A 13,169-nucleotide genomic window follows, 5' to 3' on the forward strand; every position below is an offset into this window, starting at 1 on the left:
CTTCTATAACTCGCTCTCGTTAATTCTTCCTTTATCATGATTTCTGATAAAAGTATCTACAACACGAGTAAACTCAACGAAATTGCTTTCATGCTTTAACAGTTCATCTAGCTGCCCCATTTCCTCCATTTTAAATCTACTTCCCCTCTACAAATTCGTTCAGATTTTCGCTCATTTCCTCATAATGCGTCCAATGTAAATAATGCTGCCCTTCTAGAACGACTAATTTATTAGTTTTTATATTTTGTAACTGTGCATGATAAAAATCGATTTTGGACTTCCCCTCTACGTATTGTTCTTCGGGAGTGAAAATCATCACTGGTAAATCAGAAGGGAATGTCATATTTGTCGTTATATCAAAGTTATCCCTTAGCTCGTTCGTCTCGTTCACTACTGTTTTATTTATGTATTTCGCAGCAGCTATCGATTTTGCCGTTTTTAAATTCACTTCTGGATACGTACCCTTTTCAGCTAACGGCAGAATATTTTCTGGTGCTACATAGGCCAATAATCGGGCAATGCCGGTTGGTGCCATATATCCTAAATAGTTAGGCATCGCAGGAAATAGGTCATCACCAAAATACTCCGACATCTGTGGTAAGGTAGGATCTATTCCTATGATGGCTTTCACTTCCTCAGGATAATGATTCGCATAATACAAACTATAAATACCCGAGACCGAGTGAGGCATCAATATATATGGACCGTTTATGTTCGATTTTTTGAGTGCGGCCCTTGTTTCCTCTACGATGTTTTCAACTGTTCGTTCTTTATCTGTCAGATCGCTCCAGCCATATCCGAACGGTTCCACGACGACTACCTGATTTTTCTTGGACAATTCATTGATCAACGGCTCAAAATCAAGTGCCGGTGCTGGCGTTGCAAGACCGCTTAATAACACAATTGTATTGTCTCCTTGGCCCTTTGTATAAACGTGCATCTTTTTACCATCTACTTCGACGAATTCCCCGATTGCCGGGTATTTTCTTTGTTCATACGCGGTCATAATCTTACTGTAGATGACCCACATAACCGCCACTGCTACTGCAGCTAATAAAATAGTCTTAATAATAGTCCACAATCTGAACTTCTTTTTGCCTTTAATTACGTTCACAACTCCCTATGACTTCAATGATTCCCTTGATACAGAGAACTTGCTAGCTGTATCAAGGGTTTATATTGAGCTAATTCACTCCACTATTCCGTATACGCAATCGCGCTAATTTCGATCAATTGCTCAGGAGAAGCCAAATAATTGACGCCGATCAGGCTGCCGGCTGGGCGATGCTCCCCCATATATTCCTTGAAAATTTGGATCGCCGGCCCTGTATCCTCTTGTGCATTCGTTAAATAAATTTCCAAATAAGCAAGGTTCGATCTTGAAATATTAAACCCTTCTAATACTTGGTCTAGATTTGCCAGCGTTTGTCGAGTTTGCGCTTCAATATCTCCTTCCCCGATAAAAACCCCTTCCGAATCATGCGAAAACTGCCCGGAAATATAGACGGTTCCATCAACACTGAACCCCTGGGAAATGCCATGATCCCAAAGATCGTGGTTGACTGTTTTAATTTTTTTCATTTTTACCATTCCTTTACTTGAGATTAGGTTAAATATAAAATAGTCCTAAATAAAAAAATAGTACGCACTTTTTTGAAAGGTACTATCAGAAAGGATAGTGTAAATATGGGGATGTCTGACTATGTAGAGAAAGGCAACGTTCGGGAGACACCTTTTGGCTATACATTATCAATTATTGGCGGCAAGTGGAAAATGCTCATTATTTATATATTGGCAGAACACGAAACCGTACGTTTTAATGAATTGCAAAGAAAATTGGGGACGATTACCTTCAAAATATTAAGTTCACAGCTTAAAGAATTGGAAGCAGACGGGATGATTGTACGAAAAGAATATCCGCAAATCCCGCCAAAAGTAGAGTACAGCCTTACACCTAAAGCACAAACCCTTTTACCGGCTTTGGAACAGTTATGTGATTGGGGATTGAAAAATCAAAAAAATAGTTAGAATTTTTATGCGTTTCATACTATAGTTTTTAAAGGACAGAACGAATTTCTAGTAATGAAATTCGTTCTTTTATTTGCTGTTGAAATTGTAGATGAGCGAAAAGAAAGGACATTTTATGAAACAAGTAAATTTACGTAAAACCACAATTGTGCTGTTAACTATCTATACAGCACTGATCCTCTATTTCCTATATGTTGGTTTTAATAGAGGGGTCCTCGGGACAGACTCCAGTTTACGATACAACCTAATCCCTGGAGGCATTGCGTTACACTATCCAATGGGAAAAGCCTTTTCAATCTGGTTTTTCGAGTACGGAAATTTTTTGGCATTCATCCCTTTTGGCGTAGTTATTCCCCTTCTGTTTCGTTGTAGTTTTAAACGCTTTATCATCGGTTTTGTTGTGTCGATCACATTGCTTGAAACGATTCAAATGCTGACACATTTAGGCGCTTTTGATATCAATGACATTATGATCAATACACTCGCTGCTGCTGTAGGTTTCGCCGCACAGCGAATCGTCAAGGATAACCGGGATAGCCTTAAAGGAATTTTTAAAATCGTACTGGTTTCCATTGTGCTTGCACTTGGAACAATAATTATTGTCGGCGGGATGAATCAATATTTAGAAAAAGGCCAAGGTGAAACCGTTGCCCTGAATGATCTGATTCAAGAAGATGGGTCGATCCAGTGGGATGAAAACTTGTCCACTTTTACAGTTGGCCAAAATGAAGTAACCCCACACATTAATTTAATTGATCGAGAGAATACGAAAGCCAATGAATTCGTGTACCTTTTAAATGGCCAATATAAATATATGACTGGGTATGTGGCAATACCTGACGATGTATTGAACGCTTCAAGTACAGAGAATATTGAAATGGAGTTCATCAGCGGTGGAGATTTAATTTACTCGGTCGGGTTATCCGCTACAAGTGGCGAAAACGGCGTAGAGTCTTTTGAAGTTCCTCTTAATGAAGTGAATGCTTTAACAATAAAGGTAAACAGTGAAGATGCGAATCCAATTACATATGCCTTGATATGGGATGTCACACTTACAGAGGAAAATGCGGGGCAGAAGGTGATTAACAGGATAAAAGGAAAGATTAAATCATTATTTTAGCAAAATCTAGCCACAGAAAAACTGCACCTCCTTGGTAAAGGGGGTGCAGATCAAAATTTTCAATCAGCCTTTATTTTTCAGCATCCTACTCGTTTCAATACCAGCGGTGAAATGGATACTACCCCTGCATCAGTCGTTGATGCTCGTTTCACGAATTGTATCACTGAACACCTCATAAGGCTCGAAACCGGAAACATAAAACGTATAGGTAGTTTCTACTGCCAGGGAATCCTTTCTCACCACTTCAAACTCATACGTGACATCCGTCCAACCGTATCCTACCTGTTTAATCTCATAGTCCATCTCTGGATAAGTTTCTTGCAAAAATGTTTCCAGGCTCTCTTTTGCTCTTTGTTTATGCACTGTATTTCCGCTCATTTGCATGTAAGCGTACACTAGCACACCAATTAACAAAACAGCAATTACACTATATAGTATTTTCTTTTTCATATTAATTTTCCTCTCTTACTTTAAGAATGCAAAAGCCGATAACAATTCCGATAAACGTTATGATTAAATGAACAATCACGGCTGTGAGTGCGATCGAAAAAGCCTCCAAAAAGTTTCCCCCATAAAATTCACCGAACCAATCCGTCATATACAACAGGCAGTTCCATATAAAATTCGGTATCCCTGCAAGCAGAACGGCTATAAGAATTGAACGGTAAAATAAATAGGTAACCGCGCCCAGTAAGGCATAGGTCAGAATAAATCCACTCTTGTTATTCATCACGGTCGTCCCCATCGCCAAGATAAAGGCAACCGCAACAAAGAAAATCTGTATCGTTGTCAGCTTCAGTGTAATTTTCCGAATCATTTTTTTAGAGCCACCGCCATGTTCTACCTCAACAGGCAGCGGAATTTGAGATTGTTCTGCCATCTGGCGGCACTCTTGGCAACTTTTCAAGTGTTCCTCGACAAATTGTTTTGTCTCCAGCTGAAGCAAATCTTCCTCATATAAAGGTAAAAGATCTTGGATAATCGGACATTCCTTGGTCATAAAGTCACCTCCATTAATTTTTGAATCTTTAATTTCAGCCGGTGAAACGTCACCCGCGCATAGTTCTCTGATTTACCAATTAAATCACCAATTTCTGCAAAGCTCAGTTCTCCATATATGCGCAGCAATACAATTTCCCTTGAGGCATCATCCAGTTTTGAAATATGATGTAAAAGTATTCTTGTATCTTCATTAACTTCTGCTAACTCTTCCAGTGATAGCATGTCAGTCTCTGGAAGAGTTGCGAGTTTTTGCATTAAGCTTTGCTGATACTTGTTTTTCCGGTAATATTTTTTCAGTAAATTCCCCGCAATCGAGAATATCCATGTCGACAAAGTGGAATGTCCATTAAAGGAGCCAATGCTTTTACAGGCCTCATAAAATGTATCGTGGCAAAGATCTTGAGCAGTCATCCGATTTCCTGTCTTGGATAGAAAAAACGCATAGAGTTTTGGATGAATTTGCTCATATTGTTCCTCTAGCTTGTTCATAACTGCCCTCACTTTCTTGTTGTTCGTAGTATTAATACCACGACCCTCTATTTCGTTACAAATTCTTCTAAAATATTTTGTAACCAGTTTCCCTTAGATTTCTTTATCCAGGTGTAGATATATTTTGTGATTCCTGTTAGTGTCAGAGTAAAAATCCCATGAACAACAAAAATAAGAGGAATCCGGTTCGGTACCGAAATCCTCAACTTCTTATGTAACGGTGCTAGGCCCGCGATGATACTTACTAATCCCAATAATTAAATACTAAATCTCCTACTGTCTGTGACCGGAAATGCTTCATAAAACGCAGTTCCACATCATTAAGTTCATTAGCATTCATCAGAATAATCCCTTTGCCATTCGTTTGATATACTAAGGGCTCTGCTAATTGTGATGCAGTTAATACTGTATAGTGATTTTCAAACAGTGCGCCCACTATTTGAGGATCAAGAAATTTTAAGTCCACAATATCACGATTGCTGGTAAAGGCTATATAATCATACATATTATTATGAAAAATATAGAACTCTTTCTCACCGATTTTCACATGAGCATGGGCATACCCAATATCATGATCCGGCTCATAAAAGGCCATCATGCGCCCATTTAATTGCTGAACATACGCGTAGCAATATTTTTTAAATTCAGCAGTATGGGCAGACCAATCACGCTCAAGTGATAAATCCTCTGAAGTAAAGCCTGTTACGCCTCTTTTCAAAATCATGGATAAAGCCCTCTCTTTCATTGTTTTCCTTTACATCCCTGTGTTTTCCCATGGTTGCCGCGCAATATTTTATATCTAAGTTAGATCAAGCTATAAATAATCTCTCCACTTTCCGCATTAATCCCTTTTATAAAAGCACCGTCCGTCATTTGAATACGGTAAATAAGGCGCATTTCATCCTTATCCTGCTCTGTTTTTCCGTATACCCTCTTCCACTCCGGTTGAACTTTTATGCCTGTTAGCGGCAGCAATTCTTCAATAGGCTTAATCGCTTTCGGCTCAAACTTTTCGATAGATTCAACCGCTATATTCGCTGCTGTAAACATCAGAATAGCGCCTGTTTTTTTACAAATATTCATATGGAAAAATTCATTTTCAACAAATAATCCATCCTTGTGCACTACAAATCGGAAAAAGGCGCGGTTTTTCTCCAGGTCATCTTCCTCTTTCACCTCTACATATAAATATGGTGTGTACTCCGGATAATATGTTTGGATAAACTGGGCGGCAATTTGTAAGCATTCTTCTTCAGAAAGCTTCGCCACACCTTCATTTTCAGTTAACCACATGAAACTAATTAAGCGCTTCGTTCGTTTATCCACTTTTACTTTTATCCGATTTTCAAACTTATTTTTCATATATTGATCGTATGTTTTCCCCCCAGAATCTTCCCAGCCTTTAGGACGCCAATTCAGCTCTTCATACGCCTCATCCATGCTTTCTTCTTCATATTGTTCCCATTCCTCATTGATGCCAATGATTTCTTCCATCTTGACCTTTTTCGGCAGTGCTTCAACCTTCGGAAACGGCACATAGATTTGCGTTGACTCATCATCGTCATCATGTAGCGGTTTGCCTGTCACCGCATCATAGGCACGCGTTAATCGCTTAGACTCATAGATTGCATATATACCCGACTCTTGAACGGAATCGTATTTTTCATCAAAACATACAGCACCGAGTAACCAATCACCTCCGTATAATGTAGTTAAAATACGCTCCGTTGGATAAAGCTTCTTTGGCATTTCTGGAGGATTTTCCATATAGCCTGTATAAGTGAACTGAATGACCTCACCTGGATCGGTCACTTCTATACGACAATAAAAACCGTCTAACGGAAAACCGCCAACAACTTGCCCAAATTTAAAGCTTGTACTTGCTTCCTTTTTATTTTGTTCTATTAATGTATAATACGAAGGTGCTTCCGGGTATTGCTCCCGTAGCTGTCGCTGAGCGATTTCAAGCTTCATCTCTTCCGTCATCGGCGGACCTTCTTTTGTTGCGCTTTTTGCAAAATCATCCAGCCGGCCTTTTTCATCTAAACGCATAAAAACCATTTCATCCTTGCTTTGCCCTTTCCACATGTATGAAGAAATTCCATCCTCCAGATAATTTTCAAGTTCCAGCTCATAGTGTGCAGGTATATTTCCATATTGCTTTGCTAAGTTCAATAACTGTTCTTTTAACATGCGTTTTACATCCTTTTGTTGTAATGACTTTTGCATCGTTTCCTCCAGCTTCAGGCGTATCGCTTTTCTGCCGCGGTGCAGATGCATTTTAATTGTGTTGTTCGGCTTCCCTAGTATTTCCGCGATTTCAAACACTTTAAAATCATAAAAATAATGTAATATTATGGCCATTTGATAGTCTTTTTTAAGGCTTTCTATTGCGTTATGCAACTCGCTGTAATCCTCGCTGTTTTCCTGATCCAGTAACAGAAGCTGTTCCATGATTTCTACCTCTAACAGCTCCGTGCGCTTCTTCTTTTTCATTGCAGAAAAGCTTTCACGAATCAATATTTTGTATAGCCATGTCGCAAAATATTTCGGTTCTTTCAGCTGAGCCAGTGCACCGAATGCTTTTATAAACGTTTCCTGCACAATATCTTCCGCATCCTGCTTATTTTTCATATAGGAATTTGCTTTAGCGAGTAATCGAGGCTTATACATCGTCGTTATGTGCCAGATCGCCATTTCATCACCAGCAAGTGCTTGTTGTATGTACTGATCCATTGCCTTCCCTCCCTCTATAAATGTTGATATATCAATGGCTTGCGCCATTTTTGAGTGTCCTAAAAATATTTTTTTGACACATACATCTATCGTTATTTTGTAATTCTTGATTTTTCTTACATTCCGTGCGAACGCTTCGCTATAGGATTAACCATTAATTGGTAATGGTGATCCTGATCCAGTGCAGTATATTGATGCACTTTTGGATCTCTGCGTTTCTTATGATGACGGACCCTCCCATGTCTCTAGGCGTCTGATTGCGCGTACATTCCTTCGTTCGGTCTATTCATAAGGCAGAGGCTGGCGATGCTCCTATAGGGACTCATTTGAATATGAATCAACGGTCGAATGGGATAAATAATGCCGGCTTCTCCGTGTCATCCTCTTGTTTGGACTTCTGATGTGTACGCTTAGGCAGCGGTTTGAAGACTGGCGAAATCGTTCATCATTTGGTGTTCGTTAAACATGGTTTTCTTTTTGCACAAGGCATGTAAAATCTTGAGTAATTTCCCACATAGCACAACGATGGATTGCTTCTTGCGAAGCGGATTGATCGAGCGTGTGGTGTAATATTCATGTAATTGCTTAAATGCAGAATTATGCAAGATTAACGGCATCATGACTCGGAATAAGAGGGCGCGAAGTTTGCGTCTTCCTCGTTTGGAAATCCGTTTTTGTCCTTTTTGCTGACCGGAAGAGTTTTCACGCAATGTGAGTCCCGCTAGTTTGATTAATTGGCGTGGATGTTCATATTGTGTGAGTGAACCTACTTCTGATAGTAAATCGACAATTGTGACGTCTCCGATTCCTGGGACCGATGCTAAATACTCATAATCTGTCATTTGTTTCGAGAGCTCAATTAATTGAGCTGTTAATTCGTCTAGCTGGGCTTGCATTAATTTCACTTGAGAAAGTAGCGTGGCGATTTCCAATTTGGCCATCACTAAGCCTTTTGTCAGTCCGATTGAAGCCTGCGCAACCCCGACTAATTGTTTTGCCTTTGGTAGTTGGGGACTTTTCATTCCGTCTACTTGGCGGTATAAAAATAGTAGTTCTTCAGGTGTTTTCCCTCTGATATCCGATGGCAGTGGTGTCATTTCGAGTACCGCATACGCCATTTTGCCGAAGCTTTTAAATACGTGTGTAAACTCTGGGAAGAAGCGATCTAGCCAACGAATAATCCGATTGTGTAAAGCATTTAAATCTTCTTGAATCTTTGAGCGTAATGTCGCACCATTTCGTAACTCAGCTTCGATTCCTTCGAGAGTTCGAGGATAGCTGAAGCGACCGTCTCGCATGAGGCGAGCGATGACAAGTGCGTCTTTTTGGTCATTCTTTGTTTGAAGATTGTCGTCCAATTCCTTGGAACGGTTGACGTGCATCGGATTGACCATGACGAATGGAATTCCGTAGCTTGTCAGAAACGCCGCCAAGTTCATCCAGTAGTGTCCTGTTGGCTCAAAACCAACGAGGATTTCCTGTTTTTCATGTGTAGCTTTTAACGTAAGCAGTCGCTCATAAAAGCCTTCAAATCCACTGCGTGACTGCACAATGGGAAATGATTTTTGGAGCACTCGGCCTCGATCATCAATGGCACAGGCGAAATGTTTGTGCTTCGCAATGTCGATACCGATTACCAGAGTATTTTCAGAAACTTGATTAATTTTATGGTTCATATTAGAATTCATTAGATAGTCCTCTCGTAGATGAATGAGTCAATTTAGTCGTTGATACTCAAGCATCATACAGGAGGGCTTTTTTGTTTTCAAGTCCCCGAAAATGTTTCTAACAGGAATGCTCCTATTAACTTAGAGTACGGTTTTACGGTAAAGGTTTCATTTTGTGAAATATTTTTAAAGCTTATCATAAAAAAATAAAGCATAAGCTTCCATTTGGAAAACTTATACTTTACTTATAAAGACTTTCATGAAAAAAAGCGCTCTCCTATTTCAGAAAAGCGCACGATTGTTGGCTACATTGATTTGAAACAGTTTTAGAACGCCTTTTTTAATAAACTAAATAACGTTATACTTTTTATAACAACGCTTTTAGGAGGCTCTATGATAACAAAAGGTGAACGTACTAAACAGCATATTTTACAGGTAGCCATTAAATTATTTAGTAAAAACTCATTTAAAAATGTAACAATCAGACAAATTGCTAAAGAAGCGGGTATTTCACCTGGACTTATTTATAAATATTTTGATACACAAGAAGCTATTTACTATGCGGCCATGCAATATGCGAGCCATGAGCTGCTGGAGCGCTTGCAAACAATTGAGAAATTGGAACAGTTTGTCCAAGAGTATTTACATCATATGTTTACTTCTGAAGTACTGTTTGAAATCATGACCTATTTTTCACTTGATCAAGATCATTCCAAAAACTTTCTCCCGATATTAAATGAAATCAATCAGCTTCTCGATTTATTTGAACAAAAAATTTCAGGACCAAATGCTAAAGTGGAAGCTCAACTTTTATTCTCGACATTAAACGGACTAATCATTTCCTATAAAAAAATTCCCAATCGCGATACAGAAGCCAAAATCGCCGCAATTCAAAAGCTAGCTGATTACTATGTGTCGCAATTAAAAAAACGTTTATAAAAGGTGATAGAAAGCTTCTTCTATCACCTTTCATCGTTATACCGGGTTTGCAACAGTTAAATGTGTTTTTAAAATTTTGCCAACTGCATTGCGAGGTAATTGATCTAAAAATACTACTTCTTTAATAGACTTATAGGATGCTAATCGTTCTTTATTAAAAGCAATTATCTCTGCCTCCGTTACGTGCTCTCCTTCTTTTACGACAATGTAAGCACGCGGTACCTCACCCCATTGTTCATTTGGTACACCGACAACAGCTACTTCTGCTACTGCCGGATGCTCAGCTAGAACAGCTTCTAACTCTGCTGAATATATATTTTCTCCACCACTAATAATCATGTCTTTCAAACGATCCACTACATATAAAAAGCCATCTTCGTCAATATATCCAGCATCTCCTGTGTACATTTCCCCATTGCGTACTGTTTGCTGATAACTTTCTTCATTTTTGTAATACCCCACAAATACTTGCGGACCGCTTAAAACAATTTCACCGACAGTTCCTTGTGCGACCGGTTCCTTCGTTTCGACATCAACAATATGAACACTCGCTTGCATAACCGGTTTCCCCATCGATGTGAATTTCTCTTTGTTTTGTGACTCCTTCCAAAATGAAACCGCACCTGTAAACTCGGTAATGCCGTACACTTGCTGAATTGGAATACCAAGCTGTCTAAAACCTAAAATAAGTGGGGTTGGTACTACTGAAGCACCACATGAAATATTACGAATACTTGAAATATCGGATTTTACCATTGGATAAGTCTTCAACATAAATGCAAGCATAGCTGGAACTGTCATCATCGTTGTAATTTGATGTTCCTGAATCGCTTTCCATGCTTCTACTGGATGAAAGTCCTCCATTAAAATCATTGTTGCCCCAACGTGTACATTCGTAATAAGTGGAGCAAATCCGCCGATATGGAAAAACGGCGCAACCATTAAGAAACGATCCTGCTCCCACCAATCGATTGTATGGCTTAAACCAATGGAAGCTGCTTGCAAATTGTAATGCGAGAGCATCGCACCTTTTGGTTTACCTGTTGTTCCAGATGTATACATCATCAAAATTGGCTCATGGTAATGTGTTACATGAATTGGCTCGGATGCCGTCTCAGAATAAATACCTTGAAGTTCTGATGTGCTAATCCCTGTGATCGGCAACTGCCTTACCACTTCTTGAAACACTTCATCATGCACTAGTAATTTAGCGTCACTATGCTCCACAATGTATTGTAACTCTGCCCCTTGTAAACGATAATTTAGCACAACTGTGATAATGCCTAACTTGGCTGCACCGAAAAATGCTGCTACAACATGCTCGTTATTTTTACAAAGTAATGCAATTTTATCTCCTGCCTGAAGCCCATTCTCCAGCAAATACTGTGCAAAACTGTTTGCACGAGCATTCATTTCAGCAAATGTTAGCTGCACCTCATTGTGAATAAAACCAACTTTCTCTCCTTGTAATGTTGCACGACTCGCTAATACTTGACCAATGTTCATAACCCTATCCCCTTTGTTTATAAAATTGGTAAATCTTCAAACGGCTTTGTTACATATTCCTGATACGAGACAAAAAGCTCCTCCCATAAAGCTTCCCATCGACGAGCTGCACGCATATTTTCTTGATTTGGGAAATCGACTAAATTAATTGAAGCAATCGATTCAATTTCCTTTGCATAATTATTTAGTTCTTGCTCCGATAACTGCGGGAACATTTCACGAAGCACATCTGGCAATGGCCATTTTGACTTCAATAAATCACGATAAACTTGCGCTAACAGTACATTCCTTGGACCTTCCCACAGTTCATTGACCATACTGTCCCTAAACAATCTCGGAATATCACTAAAATCTTCAATCGCTCCGTTCCCCCCGAATAAGGAAATGGCTAAACGTAATTTTTCAACAGTCTCTTTCGAAGCATATATTTTTTGAAGTAAAATCATTTCACGGTTCGCAAAGGCCTTTAATGGGGAACCATCCATTGAATCAAATCTTTTATAAATATTAAATGCTGTCGCTACCGTTCTTTTCGCTGCATATTCCAAATCTGCTATTTGCGCAGCCGCCATTGGAAACTGCTCAATTTTACGACCAAACACATCCCGGAAACCCGCGTATAGCTTCGCTTCCCGAGCAGCACGCATCATAAATGCCCCACTACCAAATCCAATATCTAAACGGGATCTTGTAAGTACGATACTAACAGCAATTGCTACACCTTTATTTTGTTGCCCGATTTGATACGCGAGTGCACCTTTATATTCAATCTCGCCTGAAGGAAGCTCACTTGTGCCAAGTTTCCACTTTAAACGGTTAATTTCATAATGATTACGAATTTCTTTTTCTTTATTCCCTGGTAACCATGAAGGCACGATAAATGTCGCAACATCATCAGTCCCTTCAATACGTGCTGTCACCACTGCATAATCTGAGTGAACAGCTGAGCAGAAAAATTTATGTCCATATAAACGATAGACCTCACCATCCGGTACAGCCTTCAAAACATTCGCTGGAATATTTGAGCCGCCCTGCATTTCAGTCATATACTGTGCACCTATTCCAAAGTCACCGTTGATTCCTTCTTTTACATGTCGATGAATTTCGCGCACTGCTTCAGGTACTTCATCATAATAAGCCTCGATGAGTGCAATCAGACCATCCGTACAAACAAGCGGACAAGAGATACCGGCTTCGCCATTGCCTTGTAAAAGATAGCGTTTAATAATCCCCTCATACGGTAAGTTGTTTTCTGAAAAAACAGCTTCACGAAAAACTTCTTGTGTTATTTGCACCGCCTCTTGTGGTCGGATAATGCGGTCAATGCGATGATTATAAGCATCAAAATGTCGGATTTTCGGATGGTTTTCGGGACGTGCGTATTCTGCTGTTGCACGACGCCAGTCATAAGAAAGCTTTTCACTAAATGGTTTCAGTGACATTATTAATTCGTCATAGCCATTACCCGTAAACTCTTTTAATACTTGTTGGAGAAACGGATTGTCTAAATCATTGAGTGCGGCTCGACTCTCCAAAAACTCATCAAAAGTGTATTGTTCATTTTTCTGTACTTTAATCATCAATTCATCTCCTTTTTCCTGAATTTTACAATCGAGTAGGAGGCTAGCCATTAATTGGCTAGCCGACCTCTCACACCACCGTACGTACGGTTCCGTATACGG

13 protein-coding genes are annotated in these 13,169 nt (G+C 39.5%); 3 read left to right on the forward strand and 10 right to left on the reverse strand.

The window, feature by feature from the left end; translation table 11 throughout:
• Window positions 1–136: 136 nt before the first annotated feature.
• A complete protein-coding gene (locus MKZ25_RS15605) occupies window positions 137–1,114 on the reverse strand; it encodes an alpha/beta fold hydrolase (protein WP_340733115.1) in 978 nt (325 codons plus the stop codon).
• Between the two features lie 83 nt (window positions 1,115–1,197).
• Window positions 1,198–1,581, reverse strand: coding sequence for a RidA family protein (locus MKZ25_RS15610; RefSeq protein ID WP_340733116.1), 384 nt, complete (start codon window positions 1,579–1,581; stop codon window positions 1,198–1,200).
• A 105-nt stretch (window positions 1,582–1,686) separates the two neighbouring features.
• On the opposite strand from MKZ25_RS15610, the gene MKZ25_RS15615 reads away from it, so the two are divergent.
• Window positions 1,687–2,028 carry a winged helix-turn-helix transcriptional regulator gene (locus MKZ25_RS15615; protein WP_079524372.1) on the forward strand — a complete coding sequence of 114 codons (342 nt, stop codon included), beginning with the start codon at window positions 1,687–1,689 and terminating at the stop codon, window positions 2,026–2,028.
• A 115-nt stretch (window positions 2,029–2,143) separates the two neighbouring features.
• Window positions 2,144–3,148 (forward strand): VanZ family protein, encoded by a 1,005-nt coding sequence (locus MKZ25_RS15620; RefSeq protein ID WP_340733118.1) that lies wholly within the window; start codon window positions 2,144–2,146, stop codon window positions 3,146–3,148.
• 129 nt (window positions 3,149–3,277) lie between these two features.
• Here the strand turns inward: MKZ25_RS15620 and MKZ25_RS15625 are convergent, their stop codons facing one another.
• The 6 genes from MKZ25_RS15625 to MKZ25_RS15650 form a co-directional block, all read right to left on the reverse strand.
• Window positions 3,278–3,598 (reverse strand): YfjL-like protein, encoded by a 321-nt coding sequence (locus MKZ25_RS15625; RefSeq protein WP_340733119.1) that lies wholly within the window; start codon window positions 3,596–3,598, stop codon window positions 3,278–3,280.
• Window position 3,599: 1 nt separating this feature from the next.
• A complete protein-coding gene (locus tag MKZ25_RS15630; RefSeq protein ID WP_340733122.1) occupies window positions 3,600–4,148 on the reverse strand; it encodes a zf-HC2 domain-containing protein in 549 nt (182 codons plus the stop codon).
• Window positions 4,145–4,639, reverse strand: a complete 495-nt coding sequence (locus MKZ25_RS15635; protein WP_340733123.1) for an RNA polymerase sigma factor — start codon at window positions 4,637–4,639, stop codon at window positions 4,145–4,147. Before MKZ25_RS15635 ends, MKZ25_RS15630 begins: the two co-directional genes overlap by 4 nt.
• 244 nt (window positions 4,640–4,883) lie before the next feature.
• Window positions 4,884–5,363 carry a hypothetical protein gene (locus MKZ25_RS15640; protein ID WP_340733124.1) on the reverse strand — a complete coding sequence of 160 codons (480 nt, stop codon included), beginning with the start codon at window positions 5,361–5,363 and terminating at the stop codon, window positions 4,884–4,886.
• Window positions 5,364–5,443: 80 nt separating this feature from the next.
• On the reverse strand, window positions 5,444–7,375 hold the full coding sequence (locus tag MKZ25_RS15645; protein ID WP_340733125.1) for a sigma-70 family RNA polymerase sigma factor: 1,932 nt from the start codon (window positions 7,373–7,375) through the stop codon (window positions 5,444–5,446).
• A gap of 410 nt (window positions 7,376–7,785) precedes the next feature.
• Entirely contained in the window at window positions 7,786–9,063 is a 1,278-nt protein-coding gene (locus MKZ25_RS15650) for an IS110 family transposase (protein ID WP_340802310.1), read from the reverse strand.
• A 372-nt stretch (window positions 9,064–9,435) separates the two neighbouring features.
• On the opposite strand from MKZ25_RS15650, the gene MKZ25_RS15655 reads away from it, so the two are divergent.
• Window positions 9,436–9,981, forward strand: coding sequence for a TetR/AcrR family transcriptional regulator (locus MKZ25_RS15655; protein ID WP_340802312.1), 546 nt, complete (start codon window positions 9,436–9,438; stop codon window positions 9,979–9,981).
• A gap of 36 nt (window positions 9,982–10,017) precedes the next feature.
• Here MKZ25_RS15655 and MKZ25_RS15660 read toward each other — a convergent pair whose 3' ends face one another.
• Entirely contained in the window at window positions 10,018–11,487 is a 1,470-nt protein-coding gene (locus tag MKZ25_RS15660) for a class I adenylate-forming enzyme family protein (protein WP_340802313.1), read from the reverse strand.
• 17 nt (window positions 11,488–11,504) lie between these two features.
• Window positions 11,505–13,067: an acyl-CoA dehydrogenase family protein gene (locus MKZ25_RS15665; RefSeq protein ID WP_340802315.1), complete on the reverse strand. Its 1,563-nt coding sequence runs from the start codon at window positions 13,065–13,067 to the stop codon at window positions 11,505–11,507.
• Window positions 13,068–13,169: the final 102 nt, after the last annotated feature.

This window comes from Solibacillus sp. FSL W7-1464, from assembly GCF_038004425.1.
Taxonomy (GTDB): Bacteria; Bacillota; Bacilli; order Bacillales_A; family Planococcaceae; genus Solibacillus.